27 protein-coding genes are annotated in these 15283 nt (G+C 44.7%); 26 read left to right on the forward strand and 1 reads right to left on the reverse strand.

The annotated features are described in order from the left end of the window. Positions 1–61: 61 nt before the first annotated feature. From ACWJJS_RS17540 to ACWJJS_RS17610, 15 genes are all read left to right on the forward strand, one after another. Positions 62–412 carry a hypothetical protein gene (locus tag ACWJJS_RS17540; RefSeq protein WP_015388427.1) on the forward strand — a complete coding sequence of 117 codons (351 nt, stop codon included), beginning with the start codon at positions 62–64 and terminating at the stop codon, positions 410–412. Then, complete coding sequence (locus ACWJJS_RS17545; protein WP_095315794.1) at positions 412–600, forward strand: hypothetical protein; 189 nt, start codon at positions 412–414, stop codon at positions 598–600. Before ACWJJS_RS17540 ends, ACWJJS_RS17545 begins: the two co-directional genes overlap by 1 nt. Next, positions 597–1514 (forward strand): hypothetical protein, encoded by a 918-nt coding sequence (locus tag ACWJJS_RS17550; protein WP_454023754.1) that lies wholly within the window; start codon positions 597–599, stop codon positions 1512–1514. Before ACWJJS_RS17545 ends, ACWJJS_RS17550 begins: the two co-directional genes overlap by 4 nt. Beyond that, complete coding sequence (locus tag ACWJJS_RS17555; RefSeq protein ID WP_454023755.1) at positions 1474–2271, forward strand: PD-(D/E)XK nuclease-like domain-containing protein; 798 nt, start codon at positions 1474–1476, stop codon at positions 2269–2271. The genes ACWJJS_RS17550 and ACWJJS_RS17555 overlap by 41 nt, the downstream gene beginning before the upstream one ends. 197 nt (positions 2272–2468) lie before the next feature. After that, positions 2469–3176, forward strand: coding sequence for a DnaD domain protein (locus ACWJJS_RS17560; protein WP_071348588.1), 708 nt, complete (start codon positions 2469–2471; stop codon positions 3174–3176). Continuing rightward, on the forward strand, positions 3106–3888 hold the full coding sequence (locus ACWJJS_RS17565; protein ID WP_014470587.1) for an ATP-binding protein: 783 nt from the start codon (positions 3106–3108) through the stop codon (positions 3886–3888). Before ACWJJS_RS17560 ends, ACWJJS_RS17565 begins: the two co-directional genes overlap by 71 nt. Continuing rightward, on the forward strand, positions 3881–4024 hold the full coding sequence (locus ACWJJS_RS17570; RefSeq protein ID WP_454023756.1) for a hypothetical protein: 144 nt from the start codon (positions 3881–3883) through the stop codon (positions 4022–4024). Before ACWJJS_RS17565 ends, ACWJJS_RS17570 begins: the two co-directional genes overlap by 8 nt. A 145-nt stretch (positions 4025–4169) precedes the next feature. Further along, positions 4170–4559: a YopX family protein gene (locus tag ACWJJS_RS17575; RefSeq protein WP_454023757.1), complete on the forward strand. Its 390-nt coding sequence runs from the start codon at positions 4170–4172 to the stop codon at positions 4557–4559. Then, positions 4546–5004 (forward strand): DUF1064 domain-containing protein, encoded by a 459-nt coding sequence (locus ACWJJS_RS17580; protein WP_071347885.1) that lies wholly within the window; start codon positions 4546–4548, stop codon positions 5002–5004. The genes ACWJJS_RS17575 and ACWJJS_RS17580 overlap by 14 nt, the downstream gene beginning before the upstream one ends. Positions 5005–5122: 118 nt before the next feature. After that, the gene (locus ACWJJS_RS17585; RefSeq protein ID WP_003155895.1) at positions 5123–5275 is read left to right on the forward strand and encodes a hypothetical protein; all 153 of its coding nucleotides are present in this window, start codon (positions 5123–5125) and stop codon (positions 5273–5275) included. Between the two features lie 81 nt (positions 5276–5356). Next, entirely contained in the window at positions 5357–5560 is a 204-nt protein-coding gene (locus ACWJJS_RS17590; RefSeq protein ID WP_003155894.1) for an XtrA/YqaO family protein, read from the forward strand. Positions 5561–5591: 31 nt separating this feature from the next. Next, positions 5592–5975: a hypothetical protein gene (locus ACWJJS_RS17595; RefSeq protein WP_454023758.1), complete on the forward strand. Its 384-nt coding sequence runs from the start codon at positions 5592–5594 to the stop codon at positions 5973–5975. Further along, complete coding sequence (locus tag ACWJJS_RS17600; protein WP_150941133.1) at positions 5972–6229, forward strand: hypothetical protein; 258 nt, start codon at positions 5972–5974, stop codon at positions 6227–6229. The genes ACWJJS_RS17595 and ACWJJS_RS17600 overlap by 4 nt, the downstream gene beginning before the upstream one ends. Before the next feature lie 3 nt (positions 6230–6232). Next, positions 6233–7075, forward strand: a complete 843-nt coding sequence (locus ACWJJS_RS17605) for a DNA adenine methylase (protein WP_308837352.1) — start codon at positions 6233–6235, stop codon at positions 7073–7075. Next, positions 7054–7467, forward strand: coding sequence for a hypothetical protein (locus tag ACWJJS_RS17610; protein WP_454023759.1), 414 nt, complete (start codon positions 7054–7056; stop codon positions 7465–7467). Before ACWJJS_RS17605 ends, ACWJJS_RS17610 begins: the two co-directional genes overlap by 22 nt. Before the next feature lie 143 nt (positions 7468–7610). On the opposite strand, the gene ACWJJS_RS17615 is transcribed toward ACWJJS_RS17610, so the two are convergent. Next, the gene (locus ACWJJS_RS17615; RefSeq protein WP_017417491.1) at positions 7611–7961 is read right to left on the reverse strand and encodes an Ig-like domain-containing protein; all 351 of its coding nucleotides are present in this window, start codon (positions 7959–7961) and stop codon (positions 7611–7613) included. A gap of 108 nt (positions 7962–8069) precedes the next feature. Between ACWJJS_RS17615 and ACWJJS_RS17620 the strand changes: the two genes are divergently transcribed. The 11 genes from ACWJJS_RS17620 to ACWJJS_RS17670 all read left to right on the forward strand — a co-directional run bounded on the left by ACWJJS_RS17620 (position 8070) and on the right by ACWJJS_RS17670 (position 15198). Beyond that, entirely contained in the window at positions 8070–8504 is a 435-nt protein-coding gene (locus tag ACWJJS_RS17620) for a hypothetical protein (RefSeq protein ID WP_454023760.1), read from the forward strand. Between the two features lie 10 nt (positions 8505–8514). After that, complete coding sequence (locus ACWJJS_RS17625; RefSeq protein ID WP_014304491.1) at positions 8515–8697, forward strand: hypothetical protein; 183 nt, start codon at positions 8515–8517, stop codon at positions 8695–8697. 95 nt (positions 8698–8792) lie between these two features. Continuing rightward, positions 8793–8921: a hypothetical protein gene (locus ACWJJS_RS17630; protein WP_014304492.1), complete on the forward strand. Its 129-nt coding sequence runs from the start codon at positions 8793–8795 to the stop codon at positions 8919–8921. A 14-nt stretch (positions 8922–8935) separates the two neighbouring features. Then, a complete protein-coding gene (locus tag ACWJJS_RS17635) occupies positions 8936–9451 on the forward strand; it encodes a sigma-70 family RNA polymerase sigma factor (protein ID WP_454023761.1) in 516 nt (171 codons plus the stop codon). Positions 9452–9555: 104 nt separating this feature from the next. Beyond that, on the forward strand, positions 9556–9693 hold the full coding sequence (locus ACWJJS_RS17640; RefSeq protein ID WP_162861726.1) for a hypothetical protein: 138 nt from the start codon (positions 9556–9558) through the stop codon (positions 9691–9693). A gap of 297 nt (positions 9694–9990) precedes the next feature. Continuing rightward, complete coding sequence (locus ACWJJS_RS17645; RefSeq protein ID WP_003155868.1) at positions 9991–10203, forward strand: helix-turn-helix domain-containing protein; 213 nt, start codon at positions 9991–9993, stop codon at positions 10201–10203. 132 nt (positions 10204–10335) lie between these two features. After that, complete coding sequence (locus ACWJJS_RS17650; protein WP_454023762.1) at positions 10336–10650, forward strand: hypothetical protein; 315 nt, start codon at positions 10336–10338, stop codon at positions 10648–10650. Between the two features lie 157 nt (positions 10651–10807). Next, positions 10808–11563, forward strand: a complete 756-nt coding sequence (gene terS, locus ACWJJS_RS17655) for a phage terminase small subunit (protein ID WP_454023763.1) — start codon at positions 10808–10810, stop codon at positions 11561–11563. After that, positions 11550–12824 (forward strand): PBSX family phage terminase large subunit, encoded by a 1275-nt coding sequence (locus ACWJJS_RS17660; RefSeq protein WP_454023764.1) that lies wholly within the window; start codon positions 11550–11552, stop codon positions 12822–12824. Before terS ends, ACWJJS_RS17660 begins: the two co-directional genes overlap by 14 nt. A gap of 21 nt (positions 12825–12845) precedes the next feature. Next, complete coding sequence (locus tag ACWJJS_RS17665) at positions 12846–14294, forward strand: phage portal protein (protein ID WP_454023765.1); 1449 nt, start codon at positions 12846–12848, stop codon at positions 14292–14294. Then, positions 14281–15198 carry a phage minor head protein gene (locus tag ACWJJS_RS17670; protein ID WP_454023766.1) on the forward strand — a complete coding sequence of 306 codons (918 nt, stop codon included), beginning with the start codon at positions 14281–14283 and terminating at the stop codon, positions 15196–15198. Before ACWJJS_RS17665 ends, ACWJJS_RS17670 begins: the two co-directional genes overlap by 14 nt. The last annotated feature ends 85 nt before the right edge of the window (positions 15199–15283 follow it).

A 15283-nucleotide genomic window follows, 5' to 3' on the forward strand; every position in this document is an offset into this window, starting at 1 on the left:
TAATTGATTGTATTCCTATTATACCAAAACGCCCCATAAAAAACAATGGAGGTTGTTGGTGATGTCTGAATCTCAATTAAAGCAAGAAAACGAGATTTTAAAAAAGCAATTAGATCATATGAAGGAGGTCTATAAAGAAAACATGTCTCTTCATATGGCTGTTAAACAGGGTGAGCAGTTAAGAGCTAACTTGGATGCATATTTACGAGCAGATGATCGGGTTTATAGTCCTCGTTTCATAACACCAAAACAAAAGGGATATATAGCAGAGCTTTTCAAAAAACATGGTTTGGCTCCACTCAGTAAAGCGAAACGAAAAGTGGTTAAGCGCTTTAATGGTGGCGGTTTGCTATCGGAACACGAAGCACATCAAATTATACAAATGTACGAAAAGAAAGCAGGTGCTAAATAATGGCTAAAGCAGTTAAAGTGGCATTCAGCGAGCGTGCTGAGGATCAGCAACGTTTAAGGCAGGTAGGCGGTTCAATTGTATTCGCCAAAAACGGTAAAGCGCAGTTTAGTTTCCCTTCAATGGATCATTACCGGGAATGGCAACGGCTCGGAACCGAAGCGTACAAAAGAAAGGTGGCAGCACAATGAACGGACTATCTCAGGTAGATTACTCAGATTACATGCCAGCGCCTCAGCAGGCTACTAGCGTGACTACTGAAGCGATGGTAAGCCGACAGGCTCAAGAAGTACAAGCGGCAATGGTCATTGCAAAGAAATTCCCACGGGACGTATACGCGGCATTTGACCGGATTAAAAAAGCATGCGAGCGGCGGCTATTGGCCGAGAATGCGGTGTATGAATATCCGCGCGGCGGCACAAAGGTATCTGGTCCGTCAATCCGATTGGCTGAGGCATTGGCGCAGAATTGGGGCAACATTGATTACGGAATTATGGAGCTCGAGCAAAAAGCCGGGGAATCCTCTGTCATGGCGTATGCTTGGGATCTTGAAACGAATACACGGCAAACCAAAATATTCACTGTGAAGCATGAGAGAAAGGCAAAAGGTACAGTAACAAAGCTTAATGACGCGAGGGATATTTACGAAATGGTTGCCAATCAAGGAGCCCGCCGGGTTCGCTCCTGCATACTCGGAGTGATTCCTGGCGATATCGTCGACGCTGCAGTTGATATGTGCCAGAAAACGTTAATAAACGGCCATAAAGAACCACTGGAAGATCGGCTCAGAAATGCTTTATCAACATTCAAAAAAGAATTCGGAATCACCAAAGAAATGATTGAAGAATACATCGGCAGTAACGTCGACGCCTTTACAGAACAAGACTTTTTGAAGATTGGCCGCATTTATACATCTTTACGTGATGGTATGGCCAAGAAAGAGGATTACTTCAATGTGAAGGCCACAGGCGCGACTAAGTCAAAGGCTGAGGAAGAATTCAAAAAGCAGAAAGAGCAAGCTGACAAGCCTGCTGATAGTAAAGAAAAGGCGGGTGATCCTGCTAATGCGGATACCGGCACTGAACAAGGAGAACTATTACTCTAACGAGATTGATAGACACTACATGTCAAATTCTCAATATAAAAGCTTTTTGCAATGCGAGGCTGCTACGATGGCAAAGTTGAACGGAGAATGGACGCCGCCCACATCGGAGGCGCTCATCTTCGGCCAATATGTTCATGCCTGGCTTGAAGGTGAACAGGCTTTTGATGAATTTAAAAAGAACACCCCATCACTTTTTACACAAAAGGGCCAGCTGTACAAGCAGTATCAGTTAGCTGATCTGATGATTGAGGCGATTCAACATGACGAACTCTGTATGTTCGTTTTGCAAGGAGAAAAAGAAGTCATCGTAACTACTGAATTGTTCGGTGTTCCGTGGAAAGGAAAGCTGGACGTATACAACCCAGCTGGCGGCCGTTTCTCCGATCTGAAAACAGCGCGGTCATTGCGGGAGAAAGTTTGGGACCCGGAAATAGGATATTGCTCATTCGTCGAGGCCAATGGCTATATTGCACAAATGGCACTGTATGCTGAGCTTGAAAAAAGAATGACTGGACGGAGCGAATGGCTTGAGCCCCTGATTGTAGGAGTTTCAAAAGAAGATCCACCTGATAAAGCTGTCATCAATATTGATGAAGGTAGGATGGAAGTAGAGCTTGCAGAGATTGAGCAGCGGATGGACCGGATTTTGCAAGTGAAACACGGCGGAGAGAAACCAGAGCGATGCGAAAAATGCAAGTATTGCCGGGCCACTAATCAACTGAACAGCATCATCCATTTTTCGGAGTTGGTGAGCTGATGGAAAGGGAGCTGATCAGGATTCCTATCCCGCATTGTTATCTCTGGCTGGTCAAAACGGTTCAGCGCGACTTGAGAAAGGACTTGTATACCCGGTACACGACTGACTACTTAAAGACAAATGAGCCGTCTCTGAGATTAGTAGAAGTAGATTTCAAGGCTCTGACAGCACTGTGTGAAAGGAAGTAGGTGAGCGGCATGGATATGCAAGGTTTGGGGTATGTGGTCCTGCCCCGGCTGCCATTTAAAGATTCACGAGACGAGACAATATACGATTATTTATTCAAACGGGCGGAGTACAGGGCAGATCAAGAACTAAAGCTCGGGCAGACAATCATTAAGCTTGTAGATTTAGCCAAGCGCTTCAACTGGTCTTCTGATCAGATCAAATACTCGTTAGATCGGATGGTAAAGCAAGAGTATTTGAAGCTGGACCGGCTGCCGCAAAAACGCGGTTTCATTGTGACGGTGTTGAATTATGCCGAGTACATACAGCTTGGAAATTACAACAAGAAGATAGACCCGGCTCCAATACCTTTAGGACAGCAGGAGGTTGACGAAAAAATGAAAAACGCATTTGAACTATTCGAAAACAAAACAGCCCGCACCATTGGCACGATGGAGGTTCAGCGGCTCGGATATATGGTGGATGATTACGGTGAAGAGAAAGTTATGGAGGCAATGAAACAGGCTTTCAGAAGCAAGGGTAACAACGTCAATCTGAATTACATTGAAGCAATCCTCTCAAACCCATTCAGTCAGAGACGAAAGGAGAAACAGCAGTATGCCAACAAACAACAGAACACAAAGTACGGACGCGGCGATGGCTGCAGTCATGAAAGAACTTCAGGAAAGGTCGGCTCAATTTTCGGCGGACAAGTCGGCCGCCTCAGAAGAAAAGGCTGAGTATGACTGTCAGGTATGCAAAGACGAACTCGGCTATCTCGAAAACAAGGACGGTTATCAAGTGTGGGTACGGTGTGGATGCATTGAGCGGCGCCGCATCCGGAAATTAATGAATTCCAGTGACATCACCCCGGAATTTGAAAGGTTGCAATTCAAGAATTTTGTAACCGAAGGGAAGCCGGAAATGGTGAAAGTGACTTACGATACAGCGGTCGAATACTACAAGGAGTTTGATAACATACGCGGCACTCGAAACAACAGCATCGCCCTGCTCGGGCAGCCGGGGGCAGGCAAAACACATCTGCTTACTGCAATATCTAACAAGCTGATTAAATCAAAAAATATCGCGGTTCAGTATTTTCCATACGTCGAAGGATTCAACGATCTGAAAGATGATTTTGACAAGCTGGAAGAAAAGCTCAAGCGAATGAAAGAGGTTGAAGTCCTGTTTATAGATGATCTGTTCAAGCCTCTGAATGGGAAGCCACGGGCTACCGATTGGCAGGTCGAGCAAACATACTCTGTTATCAACTATCGCTATCTGAACCATAAACCGATCTTGATTTCAAGCGAGTTGAATATCGAGCAGATCGTAAAGATAGACGAGGCGCTCGGCACCCGGATTTACGAAATGTGTGCGGATTATGTTGTGATCATCAAGGGAGACAGAATGCTGTTAAATCATAGATTGGCGGGATTGAGAAATGGATAAACAGGTAAATTTCACGGCATCCGGCGGCATGTATATGTTCGGGCCCGCCGAGCAAACGGCCGGCCAGGACCTTACCCCGGCGATAAGGGTGCTTGAGGAAAAAATCAAACAAATGGAGCTGATGCACAGTGCTTAAAGCGGTTATCCTGCTGCCGGCCATCATCATTTCAGCGCCGTACAAGGAAAAGCAGATCAAGTATTGGGAACAGATTGACGGGAGGTAACGACGGCACGGGGAAACGGGCCGATAAGGAAATAGTCAGAGATATGGAGGCAGCAGAATGAGAGAAATTAAGTTTCGTGCTTGGGATGAAAACTCTCAAGAGATGATCTATGAAGTAGGAATTACACCGGAGGGCATACCTTATTCAATTCCAGAGAATGCAGAGGGGTGTGATCAATTTAATTATTTTCTAACTTGCTACAAAATGCAATACACCGGATTGAAGGACAAAAGCGAGGCCAGGCAGGAGATTTGGGAGGGAGACATTCGAAAAGACGCTTTGGGGAGAATATTTAAAGTTGTTTACGAGAATGATTTGGCTGCATTTTACGGAGAATATACCAACGGGCATTATGATTCTCTTGGTGATTGCGGGCCGGATTCTGAATTTCTCGGAACAGTCTATCAAAATCCTGAGCTTTTGGAGGCATCACATGTCAGCCAATAAATACGGCGCCAGAAAAACACAGGTAGACGGCATCACGTTCGACAGCCGGGCCGAAGCCAAATACTATGAGCAATTGAAATGGCTCAAGGTGAGCAAGCAGATCAAAGATTTTAAGCTGCAGCCGCGGTTCTTGCTTCAAGAGGCATTCAAAAAGAACGGCAAGACTTTTCGGAAGATTGAATATATTGCAGATTTTGAGGTTCATAACTTGGATGGCAGCATCGAGATTATTGACATCAAGGGCGTGGAAACAACGGAATTTGCCATCAAACGCAAGCTGTATGAGCGGCTTTACGAGACGCCACTCAAGGTGCTGGCGCTGGATAAGGCACTCGGCTTCATTGAGCTGGACGAGCTGAAAAAACTCAAAAGAAAGGCGGGGAAGACCACTGCGAAACGTGGTAATCGTAGACGATCGGCCGTTGTGGGTGCAGGAAGAAGATAAGCTCATGGCCTGCATGACGCTCTGTTCCAGTTACAGACGATGCGCCAGCTGGATGGGAGCGGATTGCAAAAAGCTTGGAGGTTCAGAAATACCAAAAATCAATTCAGGAGGTTATCTTATGCAAGAAAAAATCAATCCATACAAGCCTGGTCCAGTTAAAGAGTGGAAAATGACGCCGGAGCAGTTGGCAGCATACGTCGAAAAGCATCCGATCATTTACCGCGAGGAATTAAAACCATCTGCCGGCGTAACGATGCGGCTTCCATCGTAAAACGTAAAAAAGCACCGAAGCTGCGCCTCAGTGCCCTTGATATGAACTGGTACTTCTATCATAGCACAGGGGGCGGCCAGAGTGAACAAGCCAACAGAAATAAAAAATCATGAAACAACTATTCAGCAAAGCATCGAGCCGGGGAAAGTCCGCATCATCGTTTTAGATGGCACTGAAGGGACAGCCCACTTAATGGACGCCCCGGAACACGGTAAAACAATCATTCAAACAATAAAAGGCGGCCTGGCTCGTTGTGATTACGAGATCGGCCACAAATTCAAATAGCAGGGGTTTCCCCTGCGGGGGAGGAACGGGCATGAAAGAATTCAGAATCAATTTGTCAAAAGGTGAGGTTTTATATACCGGCTCTTACATTTGCACCCTTTCGAAAACGGCGGCCAGTGCACCCGAGCAAATTTCTTTAGAAGAAGCGGCCGAAAAGCTCGCGGAAGAGTTAATCATGCAACAGGCCATGAATCGGGAGAATCAGCGGCAGCAGGAAATCGCGGTCAATCAGTTTCGGCAGGCTCAGGCAGAGATACTGCGGCTTACAAAAGAGAATGACAGGTTCAGAAAAGCCTTACATCTGTTCGCAAATATGAAAACAGTGAGAACGGCGCCTGAATTAGTAATTCAAAGCTATTCACGATATGCGAAGGATCTTCTTGAAGGCAGAGGATTGGAGGGTGATGCGGAATGATGCCATTACAAGTAGAACTGCAACGGAACGTGAAGGCCACGAAGGACGAAGCAATGACCGTCGAGCAGGCGGCCGAGCTTTTAAAGGTTCACCCGGACTACATCCCGACGCTTGTCGCTCGGTCTGACGATCTAAAAATGATCGGCGATACCATTATCGCTAAACGGGATAAAACAAATATCTGGCTGGTCGGGGCATGCGTGGGGCTTTTCTTCTTCGCTGTCGCTGTCCTGCCGAATCTGATCGGGGGTTAAGGGATGGCACGCTCACCGTTAATCTGGTTCGGTGGCAAGGCAAAATACGCCGATCAGATCATAAATAAAATGCCCGCCCATAAGGTGTACGTCGAGCCTTTCGGCGGCGCGGCTCATGTCATAGCGAATAAGCCGCAAATGGGACATGAAGTGTATAACGACATTGACGGCCATGTGGTGAATTTCTTGATGCAAGTCAGAAAGGATCCGAAGGCCATGCAGCAGGCTTGCGAATCCATCCCGTACAGCCGGGCGCTCTATGAGAAATGGAAAACTGAAGATTACCCGCAAAATGATTTTGACCGGGCTGTCAGGTGGTTTTATATGAATCGCTCCGGCATTAGTAAGGGGAACGCGGAGGAAGTGCCGCAGACAGGCTGGAGGCATAGCACACAAAGCGGGCAGAACCCTGCTGGCGGATACATAAGCGCCTGCGCTGCCTTCGAGTCTTTCGCCAACCGTATGAAGGGCGTCATGATCGAATGTAAGGATTTTCGTAACATCATCGAGAAATACGATAGCCCGGATACTCTGTTTTATGTGGATCCACCATATGTTGGGCGTGAACGGTTTTATGCTGGCGGCTTTACCGAAGAGGATCACCGGGAACTGGCCCGGCTGCTTAATCAGGTCAAAGGGAAAGTGGTTCTTTCTTATTACGATGATCCTTTGATACTCGAGATCTACCCGAACTGGGAGTCAGAAACCTTTTCCGCATACAAACAGGTTGTCGGTGGATCCGGAAAAAGCCGCGGAGCTGAAGAATTATTGCTGTTTAACTATAAAATCACTCAACTCAGCTTATTTGATCAGGAGGGAACCCTATGCCAACAACAGAGCAATTGAAACGAATGAACGACATAAACGATTTGATCAAGCTTATTGCAAGCATTGATCATCGTACATTCTACCGCAAGTCAAAGGATCGTATAGCGTATTTCAGGTTTAAGAAAAAACTGTTCTTCGTTGATGATTACACGGGCGCTGACGTTTACCCATATGAATTGGGATACGGGCGTGCAAATGGTTTTTCGCATGGGGGCAACATGTGGCAACTAGTCAACAGCTTCAGAAAATTCATCATAACAGGGAAATGCGGCGAGCTGAGGGATTATAAAGAAATATGGGCTTACAGCTATGAAGGATGTATGAAAATCCGTCAGAAGGCGAAGGAGATTGGTTTCATTGAAAGTGTTGATTACCCCTACAGCTTTGATGAATGGGCGGATAGTAAATGATCGAATATCATTGCCCGGACTGAGATTATAAAAAACTTGATTTAGAAATCCGCGCAGATGCCCGCTGCCCGCATTGTGGGCGCTGCATAGGTGGTGAAGTGGAAAAATAGAAGAGCATATTAGAATGCTCTTCTATTAGAAAATTAATAGACAAATACGTGTAACTGACCGTATACTGATCCATTTTTGAATATAGTTAAATATGCATTTCCAGCTTTATTGCCACGGACAAGTCCATTGGTATCTACTGTGAAAACAGCGCTATTATCTGAATGATAAGCGAATCCTGATCCTAAATATTTTGCATCTAATTGTTTAGAACCCCCAGCTCTCACTTCAAAAGTATCGTAATAGGCTTTAATTGGACCAGGAGATATAGTTGTTTGCATTTCATTTTTTTGAGGAGTTATCTCCTTAGCTGAAGCCATACCACTAATTGAAAAAGCTAATACAGGAATCGATAGTGCAGTCACAGCAATCTTTTTGAAATTCATTTTAAACACTCCTTTGGTTTTTTATGGAACACAGTAAGAATTCGAGCAAAATAACGATTATCCTTGTAAATAAATGTTAATTATTTGTGAATTAGGAAGGGGAAAATAATGAAAAAACTATTCAAATCAATCATTTTATCAGCTGCATTTCTTACGGGAGCGGCGGCCGTTGCGTCGTCTGCTTCCGCCACATGGTCCGGCTGGCAAAACGAATCTGGGTACAGCGGCCGGGTGTTTACGGATGCCGCGACTTACACGGCCCGCGCCTCAACGGTGGACTGGAAAGCCGAGAAAAAAGGATCAAGCACACTTTATTACACTGCCGGCGTATACAAGAAGCGCAGCGGCGGCGGGCTTACTGATACGAATTTAGTACAGCGGGGCAGCTTCAAAACGGCAACGCCTCTGAAATCATTCAACGTGAAAACGATCCGAAATAAGACCGGGAAAGGAACCTATGTCATCCAGCTGGACTGCTACTCTGATTCCGGCAAGCGGAACTACATCGGGACATTTGAATCAGCAAAATTTCAAATCAAATAAGGGGGATTCGATGGCGCTGAGAATAGTTTTTATGCTGATGGGTTTAGGATTCTGGTTTTATTTCCAGTACGAATACAGGCCGGACATGAAGGCGAATATCACATTAATAGGCTCAATCATTGCATTCACGGCCGCGGCGTTTTTTCAAGATATTGATAAGTATGTAGAGAAGAATAAGAACGAATCTAACTGAATAAGTCCAAGACGGAAAGCCTGCGGACACTGATCATTGCACAGAATCACTGTGCTCTGATTGGTGTCCGTTTTTTATTTGAGCGGAGGGATGTCATGAAGCAGAAAAAGAAAAAGCCCAATAAAAACGCGCAGGAGCGATCTGAACGCTTTTGGCGGCAAATGATGGGACAAGACATGCAAAGACTTAAACGAGGCAAGGGCGGCGCATTTAAGCGCAAATAAGGGGAGGAATCAGAATGCAAGATTTAATCATTGAATATAAACGAGCTTTAAGAGAAACAAGAAAAATGTACCGGCTCTACAAAGATACGGCCGAAGTCAATCTGAAGGCTGAACAGATCAACGACAAAAAGATTATCAGTAGCATGATCAGCGATATTGAATTCACTCTTGAATGGCTGCAGAACGGAAGACAGCCGGGCGCCCGCCGAGGTGCTGACAGAAGAGACGCATATCAAAGGACGATTCTTGCTGATCCGCGCTTAATTGATGCGCTGCCGGAAGAATATGCAATCGTTCAAGAAGTTGAGGGAGAGGTAAGTGATTGGGATAAGGAAAGAATCGCTGATGCCCTTTCCGTCCTCACAGAAAGAGAAAAAGACATTTTCATGATGCACGCTGTGCAAAACATGTCATTCGAAGAGATAGCGCAGTTATTGGGGATTAAAAAAGGAACCGTGCAGAAGAATATAGAACGTTCCCGCCTCAAAATGAAAAATAGAGCAGATCACAGCCTATTCTGTTTAGCGTGAATAGGCTCTTTTTTATTGGAGAAATAATGAAAAAAGCCCATGAAATTACTTGACGTAAGTAAAGTGTTGAGGTATAATTAAAGTATAGAAAGGAGGGAAAGAAAGTGGCTGAAATCGCATTGGTACTGGGGATTATCCTCACAACTCTCACAGTTGTTGAAAAAGTCCTCATCATCAGGGAAAAGCTTAAAGCAAAAAAGCCCAAAATCAAAAAACGCAGACGTCCAAGAAAGCGCAGATGATTTTGAGCCGAGGGAGAAGGTAGCGCTTCTCCCTTGCTCCAAGTATAGCAAATGCGGCGACTAAAGAAAAATACCTGAAAGCCAGCCACTTTCAAAAAATGAAAAGTGTACAGTCCACCACCGATATTGTTGTTCTTCTCGCCCTGGCGTATATGCTGTTTTTCCGTCAGGATGTGGCAGCGGGACCATTGAAAACGGCTCTCGACATTAGCCTGATCATTTTATTTGTTGTTTCGATCATCGAGAAAGCATTTTCCCTTTACTTGAAATATCGCGAGAAAAAAGGATGATTCAAAAATGTACAAGCCTAAAGAGCGTGACGCCATCAAGAAATTCCTGAATGAAGAGATACTCAATACAAGTGAGGCGCTTGAGATATTGGGGTTCACCCGTCAGTATCTGAACCAGTTAGTAAAGACCGGGGAATTGGAGCCGATGAAAGAAATGCCGCGGGACAGGCTTTTTCTGAAAGAGGATATTTTGGATTTTCAAAAACATAGGCGAAAATGAGCACCCTGTCAAAAGGGTGTTTTTTCGTCTTACGGTTGCCACCTATTTATGAAGGGCGCTTTCGTTCGACAAATTGTGCAAATAGTTCCTTTATCACACTCCTTAACCGATAATAAGGTGGGAGGTGAGAATATGAATTTTGAAGCGCAAATGAAAAACCTTGAAAAACAAATCAAGGCTGCTACAGATGGAACTTATTCAGTGGAAGAAGTAGTGAATGATGAATTTGTAAGAAAAAATACTCAATTTAAGTCAAAAGAAGAATTTTTCAAAGCGGCACCCCAGGTTTTAAATGAAACTAAAGATTTAGATACGTTGAGTAATCCTGATGTTGACAAGTTTATTGCGGAGAATTCGAGTTACAAAACTTGGATTGAGTTGAAAGAAGCTGCTAAAAAAATTTTTGTAAAACAACTTTTGAAGAAAAAAGGATTCAATGTTCAATAAGACACCCTTCGGGGTGCTTTTTTATGTTCTCTGTAAACTGATTCCGGTAAATCTCAGAAAAACAATTGGCGGTTAACGGTCTGAGTACGGCGTCGGTTTAGAGGGAATATCTTTTCCGAAACAAACACGAATCAGAAGGGGGCGGCGGTGAATGTAGATGGCTGAAAAGCACATTCAGGCGTATAAGGATTACGTCAAAGGCATGAAATACAAGGACCTTGCCGAGAAGTACGGGGTGTCGGTGAACACCATTAAATCGTGGAAGCAGCGGCATGGTTGGGAAAGGAAAAAGGGTGCACCCATTGAAAAAAGTGTGCACACAAAAATAGGCGGGCAACCCGGCAACAAAAACGCATTAGGAAATAGCGGCGGGGCGGCTCCGGCAAGAAATCAAAACGCTGTATCACATGGGTTCTTTTCAAAGTATCTGCCGGAAGAAACGCTTGAAATCATGGAAGAGATTCAGGAACGTTCCCCTGCTGATATGATATGGGATCAGATTCAAATACAATATGCAGCCATTCTACGGGCGCAACGCATTATGTTTGTGCAGAATAAAGATGATACGGCAAAAGAGCTTAAAAAGGCAAAATACGCTTATCATCAAGATGAGGACGAAGATGGCAATCTAACATATGAAAAAAACATTGTAGAAGAAGAACTTGAAATACAGTTCGCTTGGGATCGTCATGCGACTCTCTTAAACGCTCAATCTCGGGCAATGGGTGAGCTCCGGAGTCTGATTAAGCAGTTCGACCAGCTGGCGCATGAGCAAGATGAGAGGCGCCTTAAATTGGAACAGATGCGCTTGAATATCGAGAAAACACGGAACGAAGTCGAGAAAGACGCTCCGAAAGACAGCGGCGTGACGATCATTGATGATATAGGAAGTGAAGACGTTGACGAAGGTTAAGCGAATATCGGACATCGTAACGCCGAAATTCCGTTCGTTCTGGACGGCAGCCAACAGTCACAAATATCTTCGGTATGTCTTAAAGGGAGGCCGTGGCTCTTCGAAATCGACGCATATTGGCACCCGAATAGTAAACGACATGATGAAATACCCGGTCAGTACACTTGTGGTTCGGAAAGTTGCCAACACATTAGGGGAATCGGTTTTCGAGCAGCTTAAAGAGGCAATTGATCTGCTGGGCGTGGGTGAATACTGGCATGTCAATAAATCGCCGATGAGGCTCACGTACAAGCCCAGGGGAAACAGCATCATCTTCAGGGGTGCGGACGATCCGGCAAAAATCAAGTCACTCAAGATCGCAAAATTTCCGGTTGCCTTCCTGTGGGTCGAAGAGCTGGCCGAATTTAAACTTGAAGAAGAAATTTCAATGATCGAAAATTCCGTCCTGCGGGCTGAACTCCCGGACGGTCTTTTTTATGCTTTTTATTATTCATACAATCCGCCGAAAAGAAAGCAATCGTGGGTTAACAAAAAATATGAATCTTCATTCGTACCAAAGAACACATATATCCATCATTCAACATATCTCGAAAATCCTTATATCTCAAAAGCCTTTAAGGAAGAGGCTGAGATCGTTAAGGAACGGAACCCACTAAAGTACAGATGGGAATATCTCGGCGAAGCGTTAGGGAGTGGTGTTGTGCCATTTGATAATTTGAAAATCGAGAACGGCTGCATTACTGATGAAATGGTTCGTTCATTCGACAATATCCGGCAGGGCGTTGACTTTGGATATGGTCCTGATCCTCTCGCTTACGTCAGGTGGCACTATGACAAGAAGCGGAACAGTATCTATGCGATTGATGAGCTTTATGATCAAAAGGTTTCCAACAGAGAGCTGGCAAAATGGATCAGGTCAAAAGGATATGAGAGTCAAGAAATTACTGCTGACAGTGCCGAACCTAAAAGTATTGATGAATTGAAAATAGATCACGGCATCCGGCGCATTACAGGCGCGAAAAAAGGACCTGACTCGGTTCAATATGGCGAGGAATGGCTTGATGATTTAGACGCCATTATCATTGATCCGTTGAGAACGCCTAATATCGCCCGGGAATTCGAGAATATCGACTATCAGACTGATAGAGACGGCAATCCGAAGGCGAAGCTTGAGGACGCTGATAACCACACTATAGATGCTACCCGTTATGCTTTTGAACGGGATATGAAGCGGCCGGGCGTACGGGTCATGACGAGATAAAAAGAAAGGAGCTGATTTCTATTGTATCCAATAACACCAACACACACAGAAGAGCTGTTGAAGATCATTGAGGACAGTGCAGAAACATCAGATACTCTGCCGGACACTACGGTTATTCAAAAGATGATTGATAAACACGAATTAGATCGTGACCGAATGCTTGAGGGCGTCGCATATTACATGAATCAGGCCGACATAAAAAAAAGACTGCGTTATTTCTATGAGGATGGCGTACGCAAAATAGATAAGGAAAAACCCAATAACCGTATTTCTCATAACTGGCACAAGCTGCTGGTCCAACAGAAAGTGCAATACCTGGTCGGGAAACCAATCACTTTTAATGCTGAAGATTCAAAGTTCTTGGAGTTGGTCAACGAGTTTGTAAACGAAGATTTTGATGACGTAATGAATGAGCTTTTGAAAAACGCCAGTAATAAGGGCAGTGAATGGCTCCACCCGTTTGTTGATGAAGACGGGGAATTTGATTTTATCCGGATTCCTGCTGAAGAAGTCATTGCGGTATACGATACAACGAAAAAGCGGAAGCTTCTGTATGCAATCAGGTATTATGATGTTAAAAACATTGATGATGAATACACTCGTAAGGTCGAATTGTATACGGATGAGCAGATATTCTACTACGTAATGCACGATGGCACTCTCGTTCTTGATTTTGACTACGAACGAAACCCGGAGAGTCATTTTTATTTAGGTAATGCCGGGTATGGATGGGGAAAAGTCCCCTTAATCGAGTTCAAGAACAATGAAGAAGGCGTCAGCGATCTTGTTTTTTACAAGGATTTAATTGATCAATACAACAGCAACATTTCAAACAACGCAAATACTTTTGATGAAATGCAAGAAATTATTTATGAATTGATAAATTACTCGGATGATCTATCTGAATTTGTCACAAATCTGCGCCACTATAAAGCGGTTGCCGTTGGTGAAGGTGGCGGATTCAACATGAAAACTGCTGAAATTCCCATGGATAGTTCTAATTCTCATCTTGATCGACTTGAGGAAAATATATACCGGTTCGGGCAGGGAGTTAACAATAATCCTGACAAAGTGGGAAATTCACCGACGAACGTTGCAATTAAAAATCTATATTCTTTACTTGATCTGAAGGCAAATGAAGCTGAGAGGAAATTCCGTCCGGCTTTACATGCCTTCTTTTGGTTTTTCACTGAATATTTGCGGATGACCGGCCAAGGGGAATACGATCACACTCTCTTACAAATGACATTCAATCGTTCACGTATGACCAATGAACTTGAAGAGGTGCAGATGGGTAATCAAAGCACTGATTTAAGCAAAGAAACTCGTCTCGCTCATCATCCATGGGTTGACGATGTAGAAGCTGAAATGAAGCGAATTGAATCCGAAGAAATCGAATACAGGAACAGCATGCCGCCATTAACGGATGTGGAAACAGACGCGGGCGGTGATGAAGATGAACCAGAATGATATTGATAAGTACCTGGACGACATGATCACTGAGGATGCTCAGAAGATTGATGTCGTTTTTGCGTCTCGCTTAAAGGAGATCAACGCACAAATTGCCCGGCTGTATGCGAAGTACAGCAAGGACGGTCAGCTTACTTTAGCCGATGCCAACAAATACAATCGTCTGAACAAGGAAATGGAGAGGATGGCCGAGGAATCTCACAAGGCTTTCAAAACCATTCTGACTATTGTTGAGGCATTAGCAGCCAAGCAGTTTTTAGAGAATTATATGCGTTCTGCTTATCTATTTGAAATGGAATCCGTGGTTAACTTGGGTTTTAGCATCCCAACAGCCGAAGTCATCCGGCAGGCCCTCCTAAACCCTATAGCCGAATTGACTTTGTCAGCGATATACAGGCGGCATCGAAACGATTATGTCCGGCAGATTCAAATTTCCGTCGCACAGGGCCTGCAAGCGGGAGAGGATTATTCAAAGATCGCCCGCCGCATTGAAAGAGCAACCGAATTTGCCCGCAGGAAAGCCCGTGACGTGGCGAGAACAGAAGCTCATAGGGTACAAGTCTCGGCAAGAATGGAAAGCGCTGAGAAGGCCTCAAAACGGAGCAATCTTGAAAAGATGTGGAATGCTACCCTTGATCTTAAAACACGAGTCGGGCACAGGAAGCTGGACGGGAAGACAATAGAACGCAATGGGCTGTTCAAATCAATTTACGGCGGCGTCGGACCGGCTCCGGGGCACATGAATAATGCGAAAGACGATATAAACTGCCGTTGTACGATTGCTTTTAAAGTGAACGGCGTCCTGCCGGATACGAGAAGGGCGAGGGAAGGCGGCAGCGGAGCAGGTCAAACAATCCCATATCAAACATATGAAGAGTGGTACAAATCTATTGAAAGTAAGTAGAAATGTGGTGGTTGCATAGAAGAGGGGTGCAACAAGCGGTTAAGAGGGTGAAACGGTCAGGGGCCGCATGCTGCTCGTTTTAAAG

It is taken from the genome of Bacillus sp. JK106, from assembly GCF_053663355.1.

Excerpts from the sequence above, each read along its gene's own strand:
- ACWJJS_RS17540 (WP_015388427.1), top strand. The coding sequence starts at position 62 with ATGTCTGAATCTCAATTAAAGCAAGAAAACGAGATTTTAAAAAAGCAA.
- ACWJJS_RS17545 (WP_095315794.1), top strand. The coding sequence starts at position 412 with ATGGCTAAAGCAGTTAAAGTGGCATTCAGCGAGCGTGCTGAGGATCAG.
- ACWJJS_RS17550 (WP_454023754.1), top strand. The coding sequence starts at position 597 with ATGAACGGACTATCTCAGGTAGATTACTCAGATTACATGCCAGCGCCT.
- ACWJJS_RS17555 (WP_454023755.1), top strand. The coding sequence starts at position 1,474 with ATGCGGATACCGGCACTGAACAAGGAGAACTATTACTCTAACGAGATT.
- ACWJJS_RS17560 (WP_071348588.1), top strand. The coding sequence starts at position 2,469 with ATGGATATGCAAGGTTTGGGGTATGTGGTCCTGCCCCGGCTGCCATTT.
- ACWJJS_RS17565 (WP_014470587.1), top strand. The coding sequence starts at position 3,106 with ATGAAAGAACTTCAGGAAAGGTCGGCTCAATTTTCGGCGGACAAGTCG.
- ACWJJS_RS17570 (WP_454023756.1), top strand. The coding sequence starts at position 3,881 with ATGGATAAACAGGTAAATTTCACGGCATCCGGCGGCATGTATATGTTC.
- ACWJJS_RS17575 (WP_454023757.1), top strand. The coding sequence starts at position 4,170 with ATGAGAGAAATTAAGTTTCGTGCTTGGGATGAAAACTCTCAAGAGATG.
- ACWJJS_RS17580 (WP_071347885.1), top strand. The coding sequence starts at position 4,546 with ATGTCAGCCAATAAATACGGCGCCAGAAAAACACAGGTAGACGGCATC.
- ACWJJS_RS17585 (WP_003155895.1), top strand. The coding sequence starts at position 5,123 with ATGCAAGAAAAAATCAATCCATACAAGCCTGGTCCAGTTAAAGAGTGG.
- ACWJJS_RS17595 (WP_454023758.1), top strand. The coding sequence starts at position 5,592 with ATGAAAGAATTCAGAATCAATTTGTCAAAAGGTGAGGTTTTATATACC.
- ACWJJS_RS17600 (WP_150941133.1), top strand. The coding sequence starts at position 5,972 with ATGATGCCATTACAAGTAGAACTGCAACGGAACGTGAAGGCCACGAAG.
- ACWJJS_RS17605 (WP_308837352.1), top strand. The coding sequence starts at position 6,233 with ATGGCACGCTCACCGTTAATCTGGTTCGGTGGCAAGGCAAAATACGCC.
- ACWJJS_RS17610 (WP_454023759.1), top strand. The coding sequence starts at position 7,054 with ATGCCAACAACAGAGCAATTGAAACGAATGAACGACATAAACGATTTG.
- ACWJJS_RS17615 (WP_017417491.1), bottom strand. The coding sequence starts at position 7,961 with ATGAATTTCAAAAAGATTGCTGTGACTGCACTATCGATTCCTGTATTA.
- ACWJJS_RS17620 (WP_454023760.1), top strand. The coding sequence starts at position 8,070 with ATGAAAAAACTATTCAAATCAATCATTTTATCAGCTGCATTTCTTACG.
- ACWJJS_RS17625 (WP_014304491.1), top strand. The coding sequence starts at position 8,515 with ATGGCGCTGAGAATAGTTTTTATGCTGATGGGTTTAGGATTCTGGTTT.
- ACWJJS_RS17630 (WP_014304492.1), top strand. The coding sequence starts at position 8,793 with ATGAAGCAGAAAAAGAAAAAGCCCAATAAAAACGCGCAGGAGCGATCT.
- ACWJJS_RS17635 (WP_454023761.1), top strand. The coding sequence starts at position 8,936 with ATGCAAGATTTAATCATTGAATATAAACGAGCTTTAAGAGAAACAAGA.
- ACWJJS_RS17645 (WP_003155868.1), top strand. The coding sequence starts at position 9,991 with ATGTACAAGCCTAAAGAGCGTGACGCCATCAAGAAATTCCTGAATGAA.
- ACWJJS_RS17650 (WP_454023762.1), top strand. The coding sequence starts at position 10,336 with ATGAATTTTGAAGCGCAAATGAAAAACCTTGAAAAACAAATCAAGGCT.
- terS (WP_454023763.1), top strand. The coding sequence starts at position 10,808 with ATGGCTGAAAAGCACATTCAGGCGTATAAGGATTACGTCAAAGGCATG.
- ACWJJS_RS17670 (WP_454023766.1), top strand. The coding sequence starts at position 14,281 with ATGAACCAGAATGATATTGATAAGTACCTGGACGACATGATCACTGAG.